Source organism: Alkalicoccus chagannorensis DSM 18086 (assembly GCF_000429725.1).
Classification (GTDB): domain Bacteria; phylum Bacillota; class Bacilli; order Bacillales; family Salisediminibacteriaceae; genus Alkalicoccus; species Alkalicoccus chagannorensis.
This window is the reverse complement of the sequence record NZ_AUCK01000004.1, coordinates 153,280-175,531: the sequence shown is the minus strand read 5'-3', so window position 1 is coordinate 175,531 and position 22,252 is coordinate 153,280. Positions and strand designations below refer to the sequence as shown.

Annotated in this window: 23 protein-coding genes; 21 read left to right on the top strand and 2 right to left on the bottom strand. The window is 51.1% G+C overall.

All coding sequences use genetic code 11. The annotated features are described in order from the left end of the window. Positions 1-155: 155 nt before the first annotated feature. From G477_RS0103520 to G477_RS0103470, 11 genes are all read left to right on the top strand, one after another. Positions 156-689: a YqeG family HAD IIIA-type phosphatase gene (locus G477_RS0103520; RefSeq protein ID WP_035211074.1), complete on the top strand. Its 534-nt coding sequence runs from the start codon at positions 156-158 to the stop codon at positions 687-689. After that, complete coding sequence (gene yqeH, locus G477_RS0103515) at positions 674-1,780, top strand: ribosome biogenesis GTPase YqeH (RefSeq protein ID WP_026696775.1); 1,107 nt, start codon at positions 674-676, stop codon at positions 1,778-1,780. The genes G477_RS0103520 and yqeH overlap by 16 nt, the downstream gene beginning before the upstream one ends. Positions 1,781-1,793: 13 nt before the next feature. After that, positions 1,794-2,615, top strand: a complete 822-nt coding sequence (aroE, locus tag G477_RS0103510; RefSeq protein WP_026696774.1) for a shikimate dehydrogenase — start codon at positions 1,794-1,796, stop codon at positions 2,613-2,615. A gap of 7 nt (positions 2,616-2,622) precedes the next feature. Then, positions 2,623-2,922 carry a ribosome assembly RNA-binding protein YhbY gene (yhbY, locus tag G477_RS0103505; protein ID WP_026696773.1) on the top strand — a complete coding sequence of 100 codons (300 nt, stop codon included), beginning with the start codon at positions 2,623-2,625 and terminating at the stop codon, positions 2,920-2,922. A 25-nt stretch (positions 2,923-2,947) separates the two neighbouring features. Continuing rightward, positions 2,948-3,535: a nicotinate-nucleotide adenylyltransferase gene (gene nadD, locus G477_RS0103500; protein ID WP_026696772.1), complete on the top strand. Its 588-nt coding sequence runs from the start codon at positions 2,948-2,950 to the stop codon at positions 3,533-3,535. After that, positions 3,519-4,106, top strand: a complete 588-nt coding sequence (gene yqeK / locus G477_RS0103495; RefSeq protein WP_245575370.1) for a bis(5'-nucleosyl)-tetraphosphatase (symmetrical) YqeK — start codon at positions 3,519-3,521, stop codon at positions 4,104-4,106. Before nadD ends, yqeK begins: the two co-directional genes overlap by 17 nt. Before the next feature lie 87 nt (positions 4,107-4,193). Continuing rightward, complete coding sequence (gene rsfS / locus G477_RS0103490; protein WP_035211072.1) at positions 4,194-4,553, top strand: ribosome silencing factor; 360 nt, start codon at positions 4,194-4,196, stop codon at positions 4,551-4,553. A 14-nt stretch (positions 4,554-4,567) separates the two neighbouring features. Next, entirely contained in the window at positions 4,568-5,302 is a 735-nt protein-coding gene (locus tag G477_RS0103485) for a class I SAM-dependent DNA methyltransferase (protein ID WP_026696769.1), read from the top strand. A 364-nt stretch (positions 5,303-5,666) separates the two neighbouring features. Then, positions 5,667-6,290 carry a helix-hairpin-helix domain-containing protein gene (locus tag G477_RS18565; protein ID WP_051287638.1) on the top strand — a complete coding sequence of 208 codons (624 nt, stop codon included), beginning with the start codon at positions 5,667-5,669 and terminating at the stop codon, positions 6,288-6,290. 49 nt (positions 6,291-6,339) lie between these two features. After that, entirely contained in the window at positions 6,340-6,909 is a 570-nt protein-coding gene (locus tag G477_RS0103475; RefSeq protein ID WP_026696768.1) for a ComE operon protein 2, read from the top strand. A 50-nt stretch (positions 6,910-6,959) separates the two neighbouring features. After that, complete coding sequence (locus tag G477_RS0103470) at positions 6,960-9,221, top strand: DNA internalization-related competence protein ComEC/Rec2 (protein WP_026696767.1); 2,262 nt, start codon at positions 6,960-6,962, stop codon at positions 9,219-9,221. Here the strand turns inward: G477_RS0103470 and G477_RS20855 are convergent. Further along, on the bottom strand, positions 9,210-9,341 hold the full coding sequence (locus tag G477_RS20855) for a YqzM family protein (RefSeq protein ID WP_026696766.1): 132 nt from the start codon (positions 9,339-9,341) through the stop codon (positions 9,210-9,212). The two genes, G477_RS0103470 and G477_RS20855, sit on opposite strands and share 12 nt — an antisense overlap. A gap of 266 nt (positions 9,342-9,607) precedes the next feature. Here G477_RS20855 and holA point away from each other — a divergent pair, with 266 nt between their 5' ends. Next, the gene (gene holA / locus G477_RS0103460; RefSeq protein ID WP_026696765.1) at positions 9,608-10,648 is read left to right on the top strand and encodes a DNA polymerase III subunit delta; all 1,041 of its coding nucleotides are present in this window, start codon (positions 9,608-9,610) and stop codon (positions 10,646-10,648) included. A gap of 80 nt (positions 10,649-10,728) precedes the next feature. On the opposite strand, the gene rpsT is transcribed toward holA, so the two are convergent. Further along, complete coding sequence (gene rpsT, locus G477_RS0103455) at positions 10,729-10,998, bottom strand: 30S ribosomal protein S20 (RefSeq protein WP_026696764.1); 270 nt, start codon at positions 10,996-10,998, stop codon at positions 10,729-10,731. A gap of 253 nt (positions 10,999-11,251) precedes the next feature. Here rpsT and lepA point away from each other — a divergent pair, with 253 nt between their 5' ends. The 9 genes from lepA to mtaB all read left to right on the top strand — a co-directional run bounded on the left by lepA (position 11,252) and on the right by mtaB (position 22,162). Next, positions 11,252-13,078, top strand: coding sequence for a translation elongation factor 4 (gene lepA, locus G477_RS0103450; RefSeq protein WP_026696763.1), 1,827 nt, complete (start codon positions 11,252-11,254; stop codon positions 13,076-13,078). A 69-nt stretch (positions 13,079-13,147) separates the two neighbouring features. Beyond that, entirely contained in the window at positions 13,148-14,287 is a 1,140-nt protein-coding gene (gene hemW, locus G477_RS0103445) for a radical SAM family heme chaperone HemW (RefSeq protein WP_026696762.1), read from the top strand. A gap of 112 nt (positions 14,288-14,399) precedes the next feature. After that, on the top strand, positions 14,400-15,425 hold the full coding sequence (hrcA, locus tag G477_RS0103440; protein WP_026696761.1) for a heat-inducible transcriptional repressor HrcA: 1,026 nt from the start codon (positions 14,400-14,402) through the stop codon (positions 15,423-15,425). A 22-nt stretch (positions 15,426-15,447) separates the two neighbouring features. Then, positions 15,448-16,008, top strand: a complete 561-nt coding sequence (gene grpE, locus G477_RS0103435; RefSeq protein WP_026696760.1) for a nucleotide exchange factor GrpE — start codon at positions 15,448-15,450, stop codon at positions 16,006-16,008. Between the two features lie 35 nt (positions 16,009-16,043). Further along, complete coding sequence (gene dnaK, locus G477_RS0103430) at positions 16,044-17,873, top strand: molecular chaperone DnaK (protein WP_026696759.1); 1,830 nt, start codon at positions 16,044-16,046, stop codon at positions 17,871-17,873. Positions 17,874-17,995: 122 nt separating this feature from the next. Beyond that, positions 17,996-19,117 carry a molecular chaperone DnaJ gene (gene dnaJ / locus G477_RS0103425; RefSeq protein WP_026696758.1) on the top strand — a complete coding sequence of 374 codons (1,122 nt, stop codon included), beginning with the start codon at positions 17,996-17,998 and terminating at the stop codon, positions 19,115-19,117. A gap of 21 nt (positions 19,118-19,138) precedes the next feature. After that, on the top strand, positions 19,139-20,086 hold the full coding sequence (gene prmA / locus G477_RS0103420; protein WP_026696757.1) for a 50S ribosomal protein L11 methyltransferase: 948 nt from the start codon (positions 19,139-19,141) through the stop codon (positions 20,084-20,086). After that, positions 20,086-20,820 carry a 16S rRNA (uracil(1498)-N(3))-methyltransferase gene (locus G477_RS0103415; protein WP_026696756.1) on the top strand — a complete coding sequence of 245 codons (735 nt, stop codon included), beginning with the start codon at positions 20,086-20,088 and terminating at the stop codon, positions 20,818-20,820. Before prmA ends, G477_RS0103415 begins: the two co-directional genes overlap by 1 nt. A gap of 13 nt (positions 20,821-20,833) precedes the next feature. Beyond that, positions 20,834-22,162, top strand: a complete 1,329-nt coding sequence (mtaB, locus tag G477_RS0103410) for a tRNA (N(6)-L-threonylcarbamoyladenosine(37)-C(2))-methylthiotransferase MtaB (RefSeq protein WP_026696755.1) — start codon at positions 20,834-20,836, stop codon at positions 22,160-22,162. Positions 22,163-22,252: the final 90 nt, after the last annotated feature.

Below are 22,252 nucleotides of genomic sequence, written 5' to 3'. Positions count from 1 at the left end.
AGCACGTCAATAATTTGAAAATAAAGGATGTAATTTCCTGTATATGGAATTTCTATTCTGAGGAAAGATGAAAGGGTAAAACAGGGATCCTGAAGAGAAATCTGCCTGCGGCGTTGAAATGTGTCCGTTGTTAAAGGTATTATATGATGAGAACGATGGGAGGAGCTGCCGTGCTTAAAAAATTTATTCCGAATCAGTATGTTCCTTCTGTATACGACATTGATACAGAGGACCTGCAGAAACATGGAGTCCGGACGATCATCACGGACCTTGATAATACATTAGTAGAATGGGACCGTCCGGAAGCGACCGAGCGACTGCTGGAATGGCTGAAGAAGCTGGATGAGAGCGGTTTTCATGTCATCATTGTCTCCAACAATAACGAAAAGCGGGTGCAGGCCTTTGCCTCTCCCCACGGAATCCCGTTCATTCACAGCGCCAGGAAGCCGTTAAGCCGCGCGTTTATCAGTGCCTGCAGACTCGCAGGCACCGAGCGAAGGGAGGCAGTCGTAGTCGGCGATCAGCTGCTCACGGATATTCTCGGTGGCAACAGAGCCGGTTTTCATACCATTCTGGTTGTGCCGGTTGCCTCCAACGACGGCATTATGACCAAAATCAACAGAAGAATCGAACGAAGAGTCATGAAGAAAATGAAGCAGAAAGGATTGATTGAATGGGAGAGAGAGTAGTCTGCTCCGGCTGCGGTGCGGTCATCCAGACAGCAGATAAAGGAGCAGCGGGTTACGCGCCGCCTGCGGCGCTCGAGCGCGAGCACGTGATCTGTCAGCGGTGTTTCCGCCTGAAGCATTATAATGAGATTGAAGGTGTTGATATGACGGATGATGATTTCTTGAAAATCATTCATGAAATCGGCAGCCGTAAAGCCCTTATTGTCAAAGTTGTTGATATCTTTGATTTTGACGGAAGCTGGCTGAACGGCCTCCCGCGTTTTGCAGGGGGGAATCCGGTGCTGCTTGTCGGGAATAAAGTCGATCTGCTGCCAAAGCTCGTGAATCGCAACAAAATTTTGAAATGGATGCGCCGGCGTGCGAAAGAATTCGGTATGAAACCCGTAGATGCTGTGCTGATGAGTGCTGTCTCCGGCGAAGGTGTCGAGGAGACAGCCGGTTTGATTGACGCTTACCGGAAAAATCGAGACGTCTACATTGTTGGATGTACAAATACCGGCAAGTCCACCTTCGTAAACAAGCTGATCCAGCAGTTTGGTGAAGAAGGGACGCCGATGATTACGACGTCCAATATTCCAGGGACGACCCTCAATATGATCGATCTCCCGCTGGATGACCAGACCGCGCTTTACGATACGCCCGGGATTGTCAACCGCCAGCAGATGGCACACTTACTCAACACCAAAGAGCTGAAAGTGATCACGCCGCAGAAAGAAATCAAGCAGCGTGTCTATCAGCTGCAGGCGGAGCAGACGTTGTTTTTCGGAGGGCTTGGAAGGATGGATTTTCTCGAAGGAGAAGCACAGTCGTTTATCGTTTATATGTCGAATGAGCTCCCTATCCACCGGACGAAACTGGAAAAAGCAGACCTGCTTTACGATCAACACCTCGGCGGGATGCTCTCACCGCCGGAAGAAGAGCATGCAGCCTCTTTTCCTCCGATGCAGGAAAAAGAATGGAAAGTGCCTGCGGGAAAGTATGATATGGTATTTTCCGGCTTGGGCTGGATTACTATTAGTGGGGATGGTGCTGTTGTCCGGACGTATATTCCAGAAGGAGCAGAAGTGACGATCCGAGAATCAATATTTTAGGAGGCTGAACGTTATGACCCGCTTATACGGAGTAATCGGAGACCCTGTCCATCACAGTCTGTCCCCGCTCATGCATCAGGCAGCATATGAGGCATGTGGACTTACTGCTTATTATGTTCCGCTTCATGTGAAGCCGGATAAACTGAAAGAGGCTATAGCGGGACTGCGGGCCATGCAATTTCATGGAGCCAATGTCACTATTCCGCACAAGGAGGCCGTCATCCCGCTTCTCGATGCCATTGATACAGAGGCAGAAAAGATCGGGGCGGTAAACACGATCATCAACGAGGATGGAATATTGACTGGATACAACACAGACGGAACAGGCTATCTCCGTTCCCTACTCTCCATCCGCCCGCATGTGCTCGATGAAGAAATTCTGCTGCTGGGTGCAGGGGGAGCTGCGAGAGCGGCTGCCATCACGCTGACAAACCGTGGTGCATCTGTTACGATTGCTAATCGGACTGTAGAAAAAGCCGAAAAGCTTGCCGCTGAATGTGGAGCGGCGTTCATGTCGCTCCAGGAAGCCGAGGAGCGTCAGAAAGAGTACCCCGTTATCATCAACTCCACGTCGATCGGCATGTATCCGGACATCGATCAACGCCCGCTGCGGCTCGAGGCGGATCTGGATGGCTGTCTTGTCAGTGATATGATCTACAATCCGTGGGAGACAAAGCTGCTGCACGAAGCAGAACAGGCGGGCGCCCAGACGCTGAATGGATTCGGCATGTTTATTCAGCAGGGAGCGGATGCTTTTGAACGATGGACGGGTGACGATGCGCCGGTACAGGCAATGGAGCGCGCAGTCCGGGAACAACTATTAAAAAGGGGATAACAATCGTATGAGTCTGACTGGTAAGCAGAAACGGTTTCTGCGTAGAGAAGCACACAGCTTAAAGCCTGTTTTTCAGGTAGGGAAAGCAGGTGTGAACGACAATTTAATCAAACAGACAGCTGATGCGCTGGAAGCGCGGGAGCTGATCAAAGTCAATATTCTTCAAAACAATATGGAAGACAAGCACCAGACTGCAGAGCAGATTGCTCGAGGAGCGCAGGCTGAGGTTGTTCAGGTGATCGGTAATACCATGATTTTCTATAAGGAATCCAAGGAAAACAAATCCATCGAACTGCCGCGTAACTAAATGACGTGGGGAAAGGAGCCCGGTCATGAAAAAGACGGGTCTGCTGGGGGGGACCTTTGATCCCCCGCATATCGGCCATTTATTGATGGCAGAAGAGGCATCGGTTCAGTGCGGACTTGAAGAAGTCTGGTGGCTTCCGAACAGCAGGCAGCCCCTGAAGCAGGATTCATCTGCTTCAGAAGAAGACCGGCTCCGCATGGTGGAAGCCATGGCATCGCTGTCCGCTCAATTTTCCGTCTGCCGGGAAGAGGTGGACCGGAGCGGAGCCTCCTATACGCTGGATACGATCGAGGCACTGAAGCAGAAGCATCCTGACAGAGAGTTCTATTTCATCATGGGAGCTGACAGCCTGGAATCGTTCCAGCGATGGGACCGGTGGACGGAGCTGAGAGAAATGCTTCCCTTTATCGTCCTGAGCCGGCCAGGGCAGGACATGGCACCAGCTTCTTCGATAGGATTTGCTGACGTCAGGATTCTTGATACGCTGGCGGTGGACATTTCCTCTTCTGAGCTGCGTGAAAGAGCCTGGAGCGGCAACTGGAATCAATTTTACGTTACGTCGGAAGTAAACCGTTTAATAAAGGAGCACGGATTGTATGATGACCGAACATGAAGCAGACCGCATCATACAGCAGGCATTGAAACCCCGGCGGTACGAGCATACGATCCGGGTCGTCGAAACCGCGGATCAGCTCGTAGAAAGGTACGGAGGAGACCGGAAGCGGATCCGCCTTGCTGCATACCTGCATGACTATGCCAAGTACCGGGATGCTGATGAAATGCGGAGCAGAATAAACAGCAGCCCCAGCATTCCTGACAACCTTCATGAGCACCAGGACGAACTGCTGCACGCTTTTGTCGGCGCGCTGCTGTTGAAAGAAGAATGCGGTGTGGAGGATAAAGCTGTGCTGCAGATGATTGCGTCGCACACGACAGGCCGAGCCGGAATGACGCTGGAGGAGAAGATTCTCTTTTTGGCAGATTATATTGAACCGGGAAGGACCTTCGCTGGAGCGGACGCAGCAAGGCAGGCCGCTGAAGAGAGTCTGGAGGCAGGATGTCTGCAGGCTTCATCCCAGATGATTCAGTTTCTCGCGGGAAAGCAGGTGTCCATTTATCCTGCTTCTGTCGAGGCATACAATGATCTGATCCGACAGGAACAAAGGCGGCGGATTTCCCTTTAATCAGGGACTCATGTACAATGTGATTAAACGAATCAACCGTTTGGAATACCGATAAATTATATCATCAGGAAAGGATGAACAATCGATTTGACTAACGAGAGTGAACGAATCGTACAGACCGTTCTACAAGCGGCCGATGAAAAAAGCGCACAGCAGATACGAACTTTGAATATGGAGGGGATCTCTTCCATTGCTGATTACTTTGTAGTTTGTCATGGTACCTCAGAAACACAGGTCGAGGCCATTGCGCGTGAGATTAAAGACCAGATTGAAGAAGCAGGGCTTCCCGTCAAACGTGTCGAAGGGATGCGTGAGGCCCGATGGATCCTGATTGACCTGGCGGATGTGGTCGTTCACGTCTTTCATAAAGAGGACAGAGAGTACTATCAGCTTGAGAAAATGTGGGGAGACGCCCCGGTCTACGAGCTTGAGGATATGCTTCGCTGAGGAGGGCGGTCTGAATGAGCAGTACGCATTTTGCGTCTTTATACGATCTGCTTATGGAGGATGCACCATACGAGGAGTGGCTCGACTACACGAGACGCTTCGCGGAGCCCGGCAGCAGAATTCTGGATCTCGCCTGTGGGACAGGGACACTGACGCTGCAGCTTGCTGCTGAAGGCTACACCATGACCGGCATTGATATTTCCGCAGACATGCTCGCTGCTGCAGAAGGAAAGGCTCGTGCCGCCAGCGAATCTGTTTCATTTGTCCAGCAGGATATGCGTGAACTGCATGCAGGAACGTATGATGTCGTGACATTATATTGTGACGGCTTGAATTATCTTGCGGAAGAGAGCGATGTCAAGCAGACGTTTCAGCATGTTGCTGCTTCTCTGGAAGCAGGAGGGGTGTTTTTATTTGATGTGCATACACCGTTTAAAATGGAGCACATCTTTCATCATCAGCTCTATGGTGAAGATGGGGCGGAAGTCTCTTACCTCTGGTTCTGTGAACCGGGTGATGACCCGCTCAGCGTCCATCATCTGCTCACGTTTTTCGTTAAAGGGGGAGACGGGCGCTATGAACGGATGGATGAAGAGCTGTATCAGCGCACGTTCTCTCCTTCATCCTATGAGCGCTGGCTGAAGGAATCCGGATTTACAGACATTGAAGTGAAAAGCGAATTCGGGGCAGCAGAAGCGAATCCGAATGATGAGCGTCTTTTTTTCAAAGCCGTAAAAAATAGCTGGTAATCTCGGAACCCCTCCTGTATAGTTTTATAAAAGAGAACAGGAACGTTACCATATGCAGCGAGATTTCAAAAGGCAAGGACTGTTATTCCCGTGACGGGATGACGGTCCTTTTTTTGCTCATAAGAATGTAAAAGTTTTCATCGAGGGAAACGGCGCCGCCGCAAGCCGTTCAGACCGAAATGCGCTCTGCGCTTTTGTTCTGGAAACGAAGACTGTGTCGGTGAACTTCATCACACGGCGAAACGTCCGAAGCAAATGTGCCGGCCGCATGGTTAATGCAGCTGAACAAAGGAAGCCGACGGCCGCTGCTCCAACCTCAGCAGCCGGCATACAGTAGAAGAGGTGCTGGAGAGGAGAAGGTGTAATGCTGGAAAAAGGGAAAGCCTATATGAATGCCCTGCCGAACCGCTGGAAATATGGGAGCGGCGCAGCAGTGATTCTACTGCTTTGGCTGGTTCTTTCGCCGGATGATACATCGGGGGAAATCCCTGAAGAACGAAACGAAGAGACGGAATCCGTCCTTCTGGAGACCGTGACAGATGAGGCGGATATGGAAGGCACAGGCATGCTGATGGTGGATGTAAAAGGAGAGGTAATGGACCAGGGAACCTATCAGCTGGAAGAAGGGGACAGAGTGGAAGATGCTGTTTCCGCAGCAGGCGGATTTACTGAACATGCCGCTGCAGACGGCGTGAACCTGGCGCAGCGTGTGATGGACGAGATGATGATCGTGATCCCGGAAGAGGGAATGGAAGAAAGTACAGCGGTTCAGCCGGATGCTTCCAGCGAAGCGGAGACATCGATATCGATCAACCAGGCGGACAGTGCCCAATGGCAGACACTGCCCGGCATCGGCCCGGCGAAAGCGGATGCTATCGTCCTGTTCCGCGAAGAAAACGGGCCGTTCGGATCGGTCGAAGAACTGGTCGAAGTTCCTGGAATCGGAGAGAAAACATTGGATCAGCTGCGTCCATATCTGCAGCATTGACGTGCAGAATACGCTTCTCTAAACTGAAAAGGAGAGAGGAGTGGAACTGATGGAGAGAATCTCATGGCACCAGTACTTCATGGCACAGAGTCATCTGCTGTCCCTTCGCAGTACATGCACGAGGCTGATGGTGGGGGCTACGATTGTCCGGGATAAGCGGATTATTGCCGGCGGGTATAATGGCTCTATATCAGGAGGCACCCATTGTTCAGAAGAAGGATGCTACCTGGTGGATGACCACTGCGTCCGCACCATTCATGCAGAAGTGAATGCGATTCTGCAGTGCGCCCGGTTCGGTGTTGCCACCAATGGAGCAGAGATATATGTAACCCACTTCCCGTGCCTGAACTGCTGCAAAGCGATCATTCAGGCGGGGATCAAGAAGCTGTATTATGCTGCAGACTATAAGAATCATCCGTTTGCGGAGCAGCTGTTCGACGAAGCAGGAGTAGAAGTGGAGCAGGTCGAGCTTGAGGAAATGATATTAGATACACAAAACCAGGAAAAGCTTGCTTTTACTGCACAACTGCTTGAGCGCCTCGAAAAATCCGGTGCTTCCGAGCAGGAGATGAAAGAAATGAGAGACAAAGCAAACGACTTGTATGTAAAACAGATGTAGGGTCGTTTACATGAAGAATGGGCAGCCGTTCCTGAACAAGGGGGATCTGGATGTATCCATTCTTTTTTTTACTGCTGGGAACGATCTGCGGCCTTCTTCTGGCGGATGGGGTTTATTTCCTTGGAGGTGGCTTCCTGCTGCTTCTGGTAACAGGACCAGCAAGACGGTGGACGGCCGCTGGAGCTGCAGCCGCTTTCCTGCTGCAGCTGGTTTCCCCTCACGAGGCGGTGGTCCCTGTCGGTCAGGAAGCTGTGTCCGCAGGCACAGTACTGGATGCTTCGCTCGATGGGAGAGTGACGTTTGAAAGCGGGCCGTACGTTTACTATCTTTACGGTCCTGAGGAGAACTATCCCGCGCCGGGAGACTACTGCCGCCTTGATATCAGAACTTGGGATCCGGAACCCCCGGCAACCGCATACTCTTTCGATTATTCCCTGCACCTGGAAAGAAGCGGGATTTACAGCACCGGCTCTGTGAAGGAATGGCACTGCCTGGATCGCAGCGGTCTTTTTCATCTCGTGCAGCGCTGGCGCGCAGAGAAATTGAAGAGCCGCTCATGGGAGGAATCGGAAGCAGCTGCGCTCGCGGCTGCTCTCGTTTATGGGGAGCGCAGTTTTATCACAGAGGAACGTACACAGCAGTACCAGCAGTTCGGCGTCATTCATCTGCTCGCGGTATCAGGTCTGCATGTCGGTGTTGTCAGCGGTGTGCTATGGTTGATCCTTGTCAGGAGCGGCCTTTCGAGAGAAGGGGCTGCCTGGGTTGTCATTGCCGTGCTGCCGCTCTACGCTGCTGCTGCAGGTGGGGCTCCTTCGGTTGTTCGAGCGTCCTTGATGACTGCAGCCGGCCTGCTGTTGTATATCTGGAAAGGCCGTCTCGCCGGACTGGATATTATTGGAGCCGCCGGCCTGCTGCTGCTGCTCTTTGACAGCAACCTGCTCCATCATCTCGGATTTCAGCTCTCGTTTTTGACAACGTCCGCGCTGCTGCTGTCACGACGGCTGCTCGCCGGATCGTTCATGCTATGGAAAGTCACACTCACCGCACAGGCTGTTTCACTGCCATTGGTCCTTTTTCATTTTTATGAAGTATCTCCCTGGTCGCTGCCCGCGAACCTGGTGTTTGTTCCTGCCGTTACGGTCGTGCTGCTGCCATTATCGTTCGCTGCAGCCCTGCTGCCCGGGGCGGGTGGAGGGGCGGCTCTATTCCTATCAGAACAGCTGCTGCAGCGGGTACACCGGCTGCTTGACGTCCTGGAACAGCTCCCCGGACATCCACTGAATACGGGTGCGGTCCCGGCAGCGGGTGCATGCTTGTTGTTTGTCATCATCGTCTGGATGCTGTACAGATGGGAACGGAAAGGACCGGCCGTGTTCCTTCTGCTGATTCCGATTTTCGGGATCCTGATCGGACGTCCGTATGTGGACACCCAGGCATACGTGCATTTTATTGATGTAGGTCAAGGCGATGCTGTGCTGATAGAGCTGGCAGAACGGGAGAAAGTCTATTTGATTGATACTGGGGGAGAACTTGATTTTTCACAAGGGGAAAACCCGGAAGTGAAAGCATACGGCCCGGGGAGGAAGGCCCTTCTGCCGCTGTTGAAAGGAAGAGGGATCGAGCGGATTGACAAAGTCATCCTTTCACATGGACATACCGATCATCTGGGAGAGCTCTGTCTGCTCGTAGACGAGTTGGATATTGGCGCCGTTCATTATCCGATGACGAATGAACGGCCGTCGATTGCAGAAGAGCATCTCTTGTGCGCGCAGGCGGAACAGATACCTATCCACTTTGCTTCCGCAGGGGAAGGATGGGAAACAGATTCGGACTCGTTCCGTTATCTCCATCCGCAGGATCCCGCCGGATGGTCGGAAAACGACTTATCTCTTGTGCTGCAGGCGGACATTGAAGGCGTATCGTTTTTGTTCACGGGGGATATCGAAGAGGAGGCAGAAAGAAAATTGATCGGGGAAGGACTGCTCTCCAGGACCGACGTGCTGAAAGTTCCGCACCACGGCAGTAACAGCTCGTCGACAGCGCCCTTTATAAGCAGTATACGCCCGAAAGCAGCCGTGATTCAGGCCGGGTTGAACAACCGTCATGGCCATCCGCATCAAGACGTGCTGGATCGGTATGAAGAAGCGGGAACGGAGGTGTATCGGACAGATGCTATGGGCACCATTACCTTTACCTTGCAGGAGGGGAGCTGGGAGGCCAACTGTTCCAGATCATGCAGCTCGATGGAAGACGAAAAAAGATCGGGAAAGCAGTCTGCTTCCCCGATCCGTGCTGGTAGTTTAGAAAAATAAATCCACAACGTGACCCAGCGAAAAGATGGCCATAAAAAACACGAAAGATGCAACGAAACCGATACCGCTGTCGATAGCATCATTACGGTTCGACTGTACGTCTTTTTCGAACTCATTCATGCTTATCCCTCCCTGTCTGAATAAATTATAATGCATCAGACGGAAAAAATCCATCAATATCATAGGAAAAAGCCGCTTTCCGTCTCACTAATGTGCTCGTCAGAAGAGAGCTGCGGTAGCTGGATGCTATGTTCTCCTGTATGATGGATGAAGAAGGTCGGACGGACGCCGTTCACCACAGAGAAGAAACAGCCGCACAGTCTCGGAGAAAAAGGCCGGAATCGACGCACCACTCACTACAAGAAGTTGAACATGGAGGCCTAAACATGTCGTATGTACACGAACTAAAAAACATTCAAAACGGAGATATTTCTCCGCTTTATTTGATCACCGGAACCGAATCCTATCTTATCGAAGATATCATCCAGAAAATCACAGGCAGGGTGCTGAGTCTGGAAGAACAGGAAATGAACCTGCTGCGTTTTGATCTGGAAGAAACGCCGGTAGAGGCGGTAGTCGAAGAGGGAATGACCTTTCCTTTCATGGGTGGAGCGAAAGTGGTAATAGCGAAGAACGCTTCCTTTTTAACTGGACAGAAAGGGAAAGAAAAAGTGGAGCATCGAACGGACAGTCTGCTGCAATATGTCCAGAACCCCCCGCCGGAAACAGTGATGATTATCACCGCTCCTTACGAGAAGCTGGATGAGCGCAAAAAACTCGTCAAAAACATGAAGTCCTCCGCTCGGACCGTCTCGGCTGCACCGATGCAGGAAAAAGATATCCGTCAGTGGCTCGATACGAAAGCACTGGAGCTGAACACCGCCATGTCCGATGCTGCGAAAGAGAAGCTGCTGACGCTGGTGGGCGGAAACCTGCAGATGCTGACATCCGAAGTGAATAAACTGGCCATGCATGCGGATGGGGAGCGTATTGAGGCTGAGAGTGTCGCCCTGCTTGTGGCCCGGTCCCTGGAACAAGATATTTTTGCTTTAGTTGACCACGTCGTTAAGGCGGAAGCGGAAGGAGCTCTGCGGATCTACAGAGACTTGTTGAAGCAGAAAGAATCACCGCTGAAAATACTCTCGCTGATGGTGAGGCAGTTCCGGATTCTCTACCAGGTCAAGCACCTTGCGAGTCAGGGGTATGGGGAAAAAATGATGGCATCGAGGCTGAAGCTGCATCCATTTGTCGTAAAACTGGCAGTCAGACAGTCGAAGTCCTTTCAGCCGTCCTTTCTTCTCCAGCAGCTGGACGAGCTGGCAGAACTTGATTTTCATATTAAAACGGGCCGGGTGGATGAATCAACAGGCGTAGAGTTGTTTCTGTTAAAAAGAGGAAGCCGCCGAGGGCATTCTCAGGTGAAGTAGCAGCTGGGACATGTCCGGAGGACGACGCTGCAGCATGCTGAATATGAAAAAAACTCCCCATAGGGGAGTTTTTAAGCGTATCAGGACGCTGTCAGTTCATCAAGACGCTTTTGTAGACGTGCTTTGCGGCGGTCAGCAGCGTTGCGGTGAAGCAGTCCTTTGCCGACTGCTTTGTCCAGCTTGCTGGTAGCCTTGACGAAAAGATCTTTTGCTTCTTCTACCTTGTTTTCGTCAGCACGCTTATAGAAACCTTTCATCGCAGATTTCAGGTCGGATTTGAATGCATTGTTTTTCGCCCGCGCCTGCTCGTTCACGATGACACGCTTTTTAGCAGATTTAATGTTAGCCATTTTGTCACCTCCTATAATACTCAACGGAGTTCGACCGCTGAATTACAACAATTGAGATTTTATCAAATGCCCTGTCAAAAAGCAATCTCTTTCTTCAGCTTTGATGAGGACCGGCAGCAGCATCAGCACCGAGAGAAGAACGAATCCGGTGAAAAGAGTGGAGACAGATTGGAATCACAATTGAACCGGGGCTTCTTTACCTGCTATAATAGGGAGTATTGTATAAAGGAAGCCGCCAATGGGAGTGATATACGTGAATCGGGAACAACGAATAGAACGGCGAGATCATATCAGGAATTTTTCTATCATTGCACACATAGACCACGGGAAGTCAACGCTGGCTGACCGTATTTTGGAACAGACGAGCGCATTGACAGATCGAGAAATGAAAGATCAGATGCTCGATGCGATGGATCTTGAACGAGAGCGCGGCATCACCATCAAGCTGAACGCTGTGCAGCTCGGTTATAAGGCGAAAAATGGGGAAACGTACATTTTTCATCTGATCGATACACCGGGACACGTCGATTTTGCTTATGAAGTATCACGAAGCCTGGCTGCCTGCGAAGGCGCACTGTTGATTGTTGATGCTGCACAGGGCATCGAAGCCCAGACGCTGGCGAATGTTTATCTTGCGCTCGACAACGAACTCGAAATCATTCCGGTCATTAATAAAATTGACCTGCCAAGCGCCGAACCGGAAAAAGTGCGGAAAGAAGTCGAAGACGTCATAGGACTTCCTGGCGAAGAATGTATTCCGGCATCAGCCAAATCCGGTCTCGGTATCGAGGATATTATGGAAGCAGTTGTTGAACGGGTTCCTGCTCCAACTGGTGATCCAGAAGGTCCGCTTCAGGCGATGATTTTTGACTCCATCTATGACCCGTACCGCGGCGTCATTGTATACATCCGGATTGTGGAGGGAACAGTAAAGCCCGGAGAAAAAATCCGCATGATGAACAAAGGGAAAGATTTCGAAGTGCAGGAAATCGGCGTATTTACTCCGAAGCCGGTTGCTCAGGATGAGCTGACCGTCGGCGATGTCGGTTTTCTCATCGCTTCTGTTAAGAATGTCGGAGATTCTCAAGTGGGTGATACTATCACGCATGCGAACCGTCCTGCACCGGAACCACTGCCGGGCTATAGGAAACTGAACCCGATGGTATTCTGCGGCCTCTATCCGGTGGATACGAACAATTACAACGACCTCCGTGAAGCGCTGGAAAAGCTGGAACTCAATGATTCCGCTCTGCAGTTCGAAGCGGAAACGTCGCAGGCACTCGGATTCGGGTTCCGCTGCGGCTTCCTGGGACTTCTTCACATGGAAATTATCCAGGAACGCATTGAGCGGGAGTTCGGCATCGATCTGATTACGACCGCGCCGAGCGTGGTGTATGAAGTGACGAAAACGGACGGAACCTTCATGGAAATTGACAATCCTTCCGAAATGCCGGATGCCCAGCAGCTGGAGCAGGTAAAAGAACCGTATGTGAAAGCAGAGGTAATGGTACCGAACGAATATGTCGGTCCGGTCATGGAGCTCTGCCAGAGAAAACGGGGCAACTACCTTGATATGAAGTATCTGGATGAGACACGCGTAAACATTGTTTATGAAATCCCGCTGTCGGAAATTGTGTATGATTTCTTTGACACATTGAAATCGAGTACGAAAGGTTACGCTTCTTTCGATTACGAACTGATCGGCTATAAAGAAAGCAATCTCGTCAAAATGGATATTTTGTTGAATGGGGAAACCATTGACGCCCTGTCGATCATCGTTCACCGTGATTCTGCCTATAACCGGGGGAAACATATCGCTGACAGGCTGAAAGATCTGATTCCGCGCCAGCAGTTTGAAGTACCAGTGCAGGCAAGTATCGGCCAGAAAGTTATTGCCCGTTCGACGATCAAAGCCATGCGCAAAAACGTACTCGCGAAATGCTACGGTGGGGATGTTTCGCGTAAGCGGAAGCTCCTTGAGAAACAGAAGGAAGGGAAGAAGCGGATGAAGAGTGTCGGCAACGTAGAAGTGCCGCAGGAGGCTTTCATGTCCGTACTGAGCATGGATGAGAATAAGTGATTTATTCCCGCCGGCGGACTGCCGGCGGGTTTCTGCTGTGCGTCTGCACAGATGGAAGGAGGAACGATGATGGCAAGAGCGCTTTATGTACATGTGCCTTTTTGTGAGCAGATCTGTCACTACTGTGACTTTAATAAATTTTTCCTCAAAAACCAGCCGGTGGATCAATACGTGGATACGGCGGTGGAGGAAATGGAGATGACGACGAAGCGGATGCCGACGGAGCAGATCGACACGATTTATGTAGGAGGGGGGACCCCTACTGCTCTAACGACCCCTCAGCTTGAGCGGCTGCTGCGCGGAATCACCACGCATTTTCCGGTTGCACCGGATGCGGAGTGGACAGTCGAAGTGAATCCCGGCAGTGCGGATATAGATAAAATGAAGATGATGAAACAGGCAGGTGTAAACCGGCTGAGCATTGGTGTGCAGACCTTTGATGAAGGTCTCCTGCAGGCAATCAACCGGGATCATCAGAATGCCCACGTAGAAGAAACGCTCCATGCTGCCCATACAGCCGGTATTACCAACCTCTCCATTGACCTGATGTTCGGCCTGCCGACGCAGACTTTCCGGCAGTGGCAGCAGACACTCCAGGCAGCCGTTTCCCTGCCGGTTACGCATATCAGTGCGTACTCTTTGAAAATTGAGCCTAAAACGGTATTCTACCAGATGATGAACCGGGGCCACCTCCGTATGCCTGCTCAAGAAGTAGAGGCGGACATGTATGAGGAGCTGCTTCAGACAGCAGAAGCGAACGATTTTCTTCCGTATGAGATCAGTAACTTTGCCAAGCCCGGATTTGAAAGCCGGCACAACCTGACGTATTGGAACAATGAAGGATATTACGGGATCGGTGCAGGGGCGCACAGCTATACAGAAGGGATCCGCAGACGGAATCACGGACCACTGCCGAAATATTTCCGTTCGATGGAAGAACACGGCCACCCTTACCTGGAAGAGCATCCCGTCACATTTCAAGAAAAAATGGAAGAAGAGATGTTTATGGGACTGCGGAAACGGATAGGAGTATCAGGGACCCAGTTTCATGAGCGCTACGGTATGCGCCTCGATGAAGCATTCCCTTCGGTTGTGCCGGAGCTCGTGGAGCACGGACTGCTGGAGAGAAACGAAGAGCGACTGGCTCTGACGGAAAAAGGAAGACTGCTTGGAAATGAAGTCTTTGAGCGGTTTCTTATCGATCAATGACAGAGAATCAGAAAAAGAAAGACTTTCTTCGTTGACACACGTTTTCCCCTTTGGTACTTTATATAATAGATTTAGCACTCGTAACGACAGAGTGCTAACAGGAGGGGTGAATATGCTGACCGAAAGACAGCTGTATATTTTGAAGGCCATCGTTGATGACTACATCACGAATGCCGAACCCGTCGGCTCCAGAACCATTGCAAAAAGGGAAGACATGCATTTCAGTCCCGCGACGATCAGAAACGAGATGTCCGATCTGGAAGAGCTCGGATTTCTGGAGAAGCCGCACAGTTCGGCTGGCCGGATTCCTTCTCAGAAAGGCTACCGCTACTATGTGGATCACCTTCTCCCGCCGGCAGAGTTATCGAATAGCGACGTGCACGATATCCGCTCGCAGATGACAGCACGATTTCATGAGTCGGAGCAGCTCATTCAGCAGTCAGCCAAGATTTTATCGCAGCTTACCTCTTATACATCGATTGTTCTCGGCCCGGAGGTATTTGAATCCAAGCTGAGTCAGCTGCAGCTTATTCCGGTTTCAGGAGATCAAGCTGTCCTGATTATCGTCACGGATGCTGGTCATGTAGAAAATCAGACCGTGCACTTCCCGGATGAGATCAGCAGTTCTGATGTAGAGAAAGTCGTGAATATTTTGAACGAACGTCTCCGGGGCGTTCCTATGTTCCAGCTGCAGCACAAGCTTTCCAGAGAAGTGTCCGACGTCCTGAAACAGCATGTTACGAAATACGAAACCATGATGACAGCGCTCAAGGACGTCCTCGCCGACCACCAACAGGAGAAGGTATACTACGGTGGAAAGACGAACATGCTCAATCAGCCGGAGTTTCACGATGTGGAAAGAGTCCGCAGTCTCTTGAACATTTTCGAGGAAGACGCCCTTGTCTCCAAGTTAATCCGTTCGGAAGATCAGGGACTGACGATAAAGATAGGCTCTGAAAATGAATTTAAACCATTCGATGAGCTGACGATCGTCACAGCGACGTACATGCTCGATGGAAAGTACGCGGGTACCATCGGGCTGTTAGGACCCGTGCGGATGGAATACCCTCGAGTGATCAGCCTCATGGACTATTTTTCCAAGGACATGACACGGCTGCTCGACCGGGATCGTCATTAATTCGAACAAGGAGGTGAAGGCAGTGTCAGAAGATAAGAAAGAGCAAGTACAGGAAGAAGAAGTGCACGAAGCTGCTCAGGAGCATGCTGAGGAAGCTGACGCAGCAGCGGAGGAAGAAGAGGTCGTGCAGGAAGATACGGCAGAAAGCAGACTGGAAACAGAAAATGCTGAACTGAAGGATCGACTTGCGCGCGTCCAGGCAGACTATGATAATTTCCGCCGCAGAACAAAGCACGAAAAGGAATCGGCGGCTAAATATAAATCACAGACGCTTGCAGAAGGACTGCTCCCGGCACTCGACAATTTCGAGCGTGCCCTAATGATGGAGCCGGAAACAGAAGAGGCTAAAAATCTGCTCCAGGGAATGCAGATGGTCTACAACCAGCTGAATGAAGCTCTTGAAGCAGAAGGCATTCATGTAATGCCGGCGGTCGGTGAAGCATTCGATCCGCACCGGCATGAAGCAGTCATGCAGGTGGAAACGGATGAATATGAGTCCAATGTCGTAACCGAAGAGCTGCAAAAAGGTTACGTATTGAAGGACAAAGTAATCCGTCCAGCCATGGTAAAAGTAAACGCATAAACTATAATCAGCAGTGTATGAAGGAGGACGTAACAATGAGTAAAGTAATCGGGATTGACCTCGGTACAACCAATTCCTGCGTAGCCGTAATGGAAGGCGGCGAAGCAGTCGTTATTCCAAACGCAGAAGGGGCTCGTACAACACCTTCCGTCGTATCGTTTAAAGACGGCGAAAGGCAAGTAGGGGAAGTAGCTAAGCGTCAGATGATCACAAATCCAAACACAGTAACTTCCATCAAGCGTCACATGGGAACAGACCACAAAGTAAATATTGACGATAAAGCATACACACCGCAGGAAATTTCTGCGATCACGCTGCAGAAACTGAAAAACGACGCAGAAGCGTATCTTGGAGAAACGGTCACAAAAGCTGTCATCACCGTGCCGGCATACTTCAATGACTCTCAGCGTCAGGCGACAAAAGATGCAGGTAAAATTGCCGGACTGGAAGTTGAGCGGATCGTCAACGAACCGACAGCGGCAGCGCTGGCGTACGGTCTTGATAAAGAAGACGACCAGACCATTCTCGTGTACGATCTCGGCGGTGGTACTTTTGACGTATCCATCCTGGAACTAGGCGACGGTTTCTTCGAAGTGAAATCAACGTCCGGTGACAACAAGCTCGGCGGGGACGACTTTGACCAGGTGGTTATCGATCACCTCGTTGCTGAATTCAAAAAAGAAAACGGCATTGATCTGAGTCAGGACAACATGGCTCTGCAGCGGTTGAAGGATGCGGCAGAAAAAGCGAAGAAAGACCTTTCCGGCGTATCTCAGACGCAGATCAGCCTGCCGTTTATTACAGCGGATCAGTCGGGGCCGAAGCACCTGGAACTGAGCCTGACTCGTGCGAAATTCGAAGAGCTCTCTTCCAAGCTGGTTGAACGAACAATGCAGCCGACGCGCCAGGCGCTGAAAGACGCTGATCTTTCCGCAGGCGAAGTAGATAAAGTAGTCCTCGTCGGTGGTTCAACAAGAATCCCGGCAGTACAGGAAGCCATCAAAAAAGTAACCGGAAAAGACTCGCATAAAGGCGTGAATCCGGACGAAGTGGTAGCACTTGGTGCAGCAATTCAGGCCGGCGTGCTTACAGGAGACGTGAAGGACGTTGTGCTTCTTGACGTAACACCACTGTCCCTCGGTATTGAAACCATGGGCGGCGTGATGACGAAGTTGATTGAGCGGAACACGACGATTCCGACATCCAAATCCCAGACCTTCTCGACAGCGGCTGATAACCAGCCTTCTGTAGACATTCATGTGCTGCAGGGCGAGCGTGAAATGGCTTCGGACAACAAAACACTCGGCCGTTTTCAGCTTTCTGACATTCCACCGGCACCTCGCGGCGTTCCGCAGATCGAAGTAACGTTTGACATCGATGCCAATGGTATTGTGAACGTCAGCGCGAAGGACCTCGGCACAAACAAAGAGCAGTCCATCACGATCACTTCCAGCTCAGGTCTCTCTGACGAAGAAGTAGAGCAGATGGTAAAAGACGCGGAAGAAAATGCAGAAGCGGACAAACAGCGCCGTGAAGAAGTGGATCTCCGCAATGAAGCAGATCAGCTCGTATTCTCGACAGAGAAGACGTTGTCTGACCTTGGTGAAAATGTGGACGCCGGAGAGAAAGAACAGGCGGAAACAGCAAAAGACAAGCTGAAGGAAGCACTCGAAGGCGATGACCTGGAAGCTGTCCGTACGGCGAAAGATGAGCTTCAGGAGATTGTCACGCAGCTGACAACGAAGCTCTATGAACAGGCAGCGCAGCAGCAGGAGGCGGAAGGTGCTTCTGGAGAAGCGCAGCAGGACGACGATGTTGTTGATGCAGATTATGAAGAAGTCAACAACGACGACAAGAAAGAGTAAGCTGGTAGACAAGCCAAAGTCGAGTTCTGCTTGACTTTGGCTTTTTCACGGCTTCCCGTCTTTACGGACGTATCGGCGGGTGATAATATAGTCGTTATGGATAATTTACGGGAGTGGTCAGTATGAGCAAGCGAGATTTTTACGAAGTACTCGGCGTCGATCAGAACGCGAGTGAGCAGGAGATCAAAAAAGCATACCGGAAACTGGCACGCCAGTATCATCCGGACGTCAATAAAGAAGAGGGCGCTGAGGAAAAATTTAAAGAAGTAAAAGATGCCTATGATACGTTGAGTGACAGCCAGAAACGAGCGCACTATGATCAGTTCGGGCACAGCGATCCTAATCAAGGCTTCGGTGGAGCCGGAGCGCAGGACTTCGGCGGATTCAGCGATATCTTCGATATGTTCTTCGGTGGCGGCGGCCGCCGCGATCCGAACGCTCCCCGGCAGGGACAGGACCTTCAGTACACGATGACGCTGGAATTCAAAGAGGCCGTATTCGGCAAAGAAACCGATATCGATATTCCGCGGGAAGAGTCCTGCGATACGTGTGGTGGAAACGGCGCGAAGCCGGGAACGAAGCCGGAGACCTGCACCCAGTGCGGCGGCGCCGGGCAGATGAATGTCGAGCAGAACACCCCATTCGGCCGTGTCGTCAACCGGCGCATTTGTGATAAGTGTTCCGGTACCGGCCAGCAGATTAAGGATAAGTGCGGTACCTGCGGAGGTGCCGGAAAAGTCAAGCGGCGGAAGTCGATTCATATCAAAATTCCTGCTGGAGTTGACACCGGTCAGCAGATCCGTGTTGCCGGTCAGGGTGAACCAGGCGTCAATGGAGGACCTCCAGGGGATCTTTATGTCGTATTCAATGTAAAAGAGCACGAGTTTTTCCATCGTGATGGAGATGATCTTCACTGCGAGATGCCGTTGACGTTTGTGCAGGCAACTCTTGGTGATGAGATTGAAGTACCTACTCTGGAAGGCAAAGTGAAATTGAAAGTGCCTGGAGGTACCCAGTCCGGCACGCACTTCAGATTAAGAGGCAAAGGGGTGCCGAATGTTCGCGGTGCAGGTCAGGGGGATCAGCACATCCAGGTGAAAGTCATTACACCGAAGAAATTGAATGACCGTCAGAGGGAGCTGCTCCGGGAATTCGCAGAAGAAAGTGGAACCGAAGCTCCGGACGAACAGAGCCAGAACTTCTTTGAGAAAGTGAAGCGGGCATTCCGTAGTTTTGGTGAATAAATGTAAGGGAGAGGACGCAGCGTGAAATGGTCAGAGATCAGCATCCACACTACACAGGAGGCGGTTGAGCCTGTCAGTCATATACTTCATGATGCCGGAGCCGGCGGCGTTGTGATTGAAGACCGTGCCGATTATTTCCGGGAGAGGGAATCCCGCTACGGGGAAATTTTTCAACTGTCTGCAGATGACTATCCGGAAACGGGCGTCCTGATAAAAGCCTACCTGCCTGAGAGCGGTATGCTGGAACAAACCATTGGCGACATTTGTGCCTCTGTCACGAAGTTGAAAGACTATGGAGTAGACATCGGTGCGAACGAAGTCGCTGTCTCTGAAGTTGATGAAGAAGAATGGTCGACAGCCTGGAAAAAGTATTACAAGCCGGAAAAAGTGGGAACACGGATCACCGTGTCTCCAAGCTGGGAGAACTATGAGCCGGAACAGTCCGATGAAGTGGTGGTAGAGCTGGATCCCGGGATGGCCTTTGGAACCGGTACGCATCCAACTACCGTTCTCTGCCTGCAGGCATTAGAGAAAAGAATGGTTTCCGGCATCCATATGATGGATGTCGGAACCGGATCCGGCGTGCTGGCGATTGCAGCAGCAAAACTCGGAGCATCCGTTGTTGATGCCGTGGACCTGGACCCCGTTGCGGTAAAAGCTGCCCGGGAGAATGTTCAATTCAATCAGACGGAGCAGGTTGTGCGTGTTTCGGAATCCGATCTTCTCTCTGGCGCAGAAGGTACATACGACCTGGTTACTGCTAATATTCTGGCGGACATTATCGTTTCGATGGTTCCAGATGCTAAGCGTGCGGTGAAACCGGGTGGACATCTGATTGTTTCCGGCATTATTGAAAAACAGCGTGATCAAGTAAGAACAGCTTTGATGGAAGCCGGCTTCGTCATGGTGGAAACGACGGAGATGGAGAACTGGACCGCCTTTACTGTCCAAAGACCGGAGGAAGACTAATGCAGCGATATTTTCTGGATGGCCCTCTGGAGGACAGTACTTCTGCCGTTCTGCTCGATAAGGAAGCAGCCCACCATGCTGTAAAGGTCATGCGCGGGGCACCCGGAGATGAAATGATCGTCTGTTTCAGCAGCGGATGCTGGCATGCCGTGCTGGCGGAAACCGATCCAGCCACTGTTCACCTGCTTCAGCAAGAGAAGGAAACGAATGAAATGCCGATACGGGTAACCATCGCCCACGGACTGCCGAAAGCGGATAAGCTGGAAATGGTCCTCCAGAAAGGGACCGAACTCGGGGCAGCCTCCTTTCTCCCTTTTGCTGCAGAGCGGTCTGTAGTAAAGTGGAATAAACAGAAGGGAGAGAAGAAAGTAGAGCGGTGGAGGAAGATTGTGAAAGAAGCTGCGGAACAATCGCATCGTCACACGCTGCCATCTGTTCATGAACCGTGCAGCTTCTCTTCCCTTCTGGATCAGTGCTCCCAGTTCGATGTTGTTATTACGGCTTATGAAGAAACAGCGAAACAAGGTGAGCGAGGCTTGCTGAAACGACGTTTTGAAGACATACTGCCCGGTGCATCCGTTTTATTTATCGTTGGACCCGAAGGGGGATTCTCCGAGCAGGAAGCCGCGTCTTTGAAGAATGCAGGCATCCTCTGCAGTCTCGGCCCGAGAATCCTCCGTACCGAAACAGCGCCGCTTGCTTTTCTTTCGGCTGTTTCTTTTTATTTTGAATGAATGAGGTGATCTGATGCGCAAAGTCGCATTTCACACGCTCGGATGTAAGGTGAATCACTATGAGACAGAAGCCATCTGGCAGCTGTTTCAGCATGAAGGCTATGAGAAAACGTCGTTCGAGGAAACGGCTGATGTGTATGTGATTAACACATGTACCGTGACGAATACTGGAGATAAAAAGAGCCGCCAGGTGATCCGCAGAGCCATCCGGCGCAATCCGGAAGCTGTCATTTGTGTGACGGGATGCTATGCTCAGACGTCCCCTGCCGAAGTGATGGCCATCCCGGGAGTCGATGTCGTAGTCGGAACACAAGACCGTCACAAAATGATTCCATATATTGAAGAATTCCGACGGGAAAGAGAACCGATCAACGGCGTAGGAAATATCATGAAAACGAGGGTCTATGAAGAACTCGACGTACCAGCTTTTACAGACCGGACTAGAGCTTCTTTGAAAATCCAGGAAGGCTGCAATAATTTCTGTACGTTCTGCATCATTCCATGGGCGCGGGGGCTTCTCCGTTCCCGCGATCCTCAAGAGGTGCTCAAGCAGGCAGACCAGCTTGTGGCGGCAGGCTACAAAGAGATTGTCCTGACCGGCATCCATACCGGCGGTTACGGTGAAGATATGAAAGAGTACAACCTTGCACGCCTGTTGAGAGAATTAGAACAAGTCGACGGCCTGAAAAGAATCCGCATTTCTTCCATAGAGGCGTCCCAGATCACGGAGGAAGTGATTGAGGCCATTGACGATTCAGAAAAAATCGTCCGTCACCTGCACGTACCTATGCAGTCAGGCTCCGACACCGTGCTGAAGCGCATGCGCCGCAAATATACAATGGCGTTTTACAAAGAACGCGTGGACCGGCTTAAAGAAGCGCTGCCCGGTCTGGCTGTCACTTCAGATGTGATCGTTGCTTTTCCTGGGGAAACGGAAGAAGAGTTTCTGGAAACGTACAAGTCCGTTCAGGAGATCGGCTTTTCAGAGCTGCATGTGTTCCCTTATTCCAAGCGCACAGGAACACCGGCTGCACGAATGACAGATCAGGTGGAAGATGAGGTGAAACATGCCAGAGTCAGACGCTTGATTGAGCTTTCCGATCAGCAGGCTAAAGAGTATGCTGCACGCCATGAGAATACCGTTCTCGAAATGATTCCGGAAGAAAAAGATAAAGAGAACGAACATCTCCTCGTCGGCTATACGGATAACTACCTGAAAGTAAAAGCACCACTTACTGAAGACAGCATCGGTTCGATCGTGGCTGTCCGGATAACAAAAGCCGGTTACCCCTACAACGAAGGAGAGCCGGTAAAGCATCTCGAGACAGCAGCTGGAAAATAAGGGATAAAAGCAAGAAATCCCTTGACCGTCAGGCTTAGATTCGATATAATCTACTGTACATGCCCTTGCATGTTCACTGGTTGTCCGGAG

What these genes read in the sequence shown, in the direction of transcription:
- G477_RS20855 (WP_026696766.1), bottom strand. Translation starts at nt 9,341, where the DNA reads ATGAATGAGTTCGAAAAAGACGTACAGTCGAACCGTAATGATGCTATC.
- nadD (WP_026696772.1), top strand. Translation starts at nt 2,948, where the DNA reads ATGAAAAAGACGGGTCTGCTGGGGGGGACCTTTGATCCCCCGCATATC.
- yqeH (WP_026696775.1), top strand. Translation starts at nt 674, where the DNA reads ATGGGAGAGAGAGTAGTCTGCTCCGGCTGCGGTGCGGTCATCCAGACA.
- rpsT (WP_026696764.1), bottom strand. Translation starts at nt 10,998, where the DNA reads ATGGCTAACATTAAATCTGCTAAAAAGCGTGTCATCGTGAACGAGCAG.
- aroE (WP_026696774.1), top strand. Translation starts at nt 1,794, where the DNA reads ATGACCCGCTTATACGGAGTAATCGGAGACCCTGTCCATCACAGTCTG.
- dnaK (WP_026696759.1), top strand. Translation starts at nt 16,044, where the DNA reads ATGAGTAAAGTAATCGGGATTGACCTCGGTACAACCAATTCCTGCGTA.
- holA (WP_026696765.1), top strand. Translation starts at nt 9,608, where the DNA reads ATGTCGTATGTACACGAACTAAAAAACATTCAAAACGGAGATATTTCT.
- G477_RS0103415 (WP_026696756.1), top strand. Translation starts at nt 20,086, where the DNA reads ATGCAGCGATATTTTCTGGATGGCCCTCTGGAGGACAGTACTTCTGCC.
- G477_RS0103475 (WP_026696768.1), top strand. Translation starts at nt 6,340, where the DNA reads ATGGAGAGAATCTCATGGCACCAGTACTTCATGGCACAGAGTCATCTG.
- yqeK (WP_245575370.1), top strand. Translation starts at nt 3,519, where the DNA reads ATGATGACCGAACATGAAGCAGACCGCATCATACAGCAGGCATTGAAA.
- yhbY (WP_026696773.1), top strand. Translation starts at nt 2,623, where the DNA reads ATGAGTCTGACTGGTAAGCAGAAACGGTTTCTGCGTAGAGAAGCACAC.
- G477_RS0103470 (WP_026696767.1), top strand. Translation starts at nt 6,960, where the DNA reads ATGTATCCATTCTTTTTTTTACTGCTGGGAACGATCTGCGGCCTTCTT.
- hemW (WP_026696762.1), top strand. Translation starts at nt 13,148, where the DNA reads ATGGCAAGAGCGCTTTATGTACATGTGCCTTTTTGTGAGCAGATCTGT.
- mtaB (WP_026696755.1), top strand. Translation starts at nt 20,834, where the DNA reads ATGCGCAAAGTCGCATTTCACACGCTCGGATGTAAGGTGAATCACTAT.
- dnaJ (WP_026696758.1), top strand. Translation starts at nt 17,996, where the DNA reads ATGAGCAAGCGAGATTTTTACGAAGTACTCGGCGTCGATCAGAACGCG.
- G477_RS0103485 (WP_026696769.1), top strand. Translation starts at nt 4,568, where the DNA reads ATGAGCAGTACGCATTTTGCGTCTTTATACGATCTGCTTATGGAGGAT.
- hrcA (WP_026696761.1), top strand. Translation starts at nt 14,400, where the DNA reads ATGCTGACCGAAAGACAGCTGTATATTTTGAAGGCCATCGTTGATGAC.
- G477_RS0103520 (WP_035211074.1), top strand. Translation starts at nt 156, where the DNA reads ATGGGAGGAGCTGCCGTGCTTAAAAAATTTATTCCGAATCAGTATGTT.
- G477_RS18565 (WP_051287638.1), top strand. Translation starts at nt 5,667, where the DNA reads ATGCTGGAAAAAGGGAAAGCCTATATGAATGCCCTGCCGAACCGCTGG.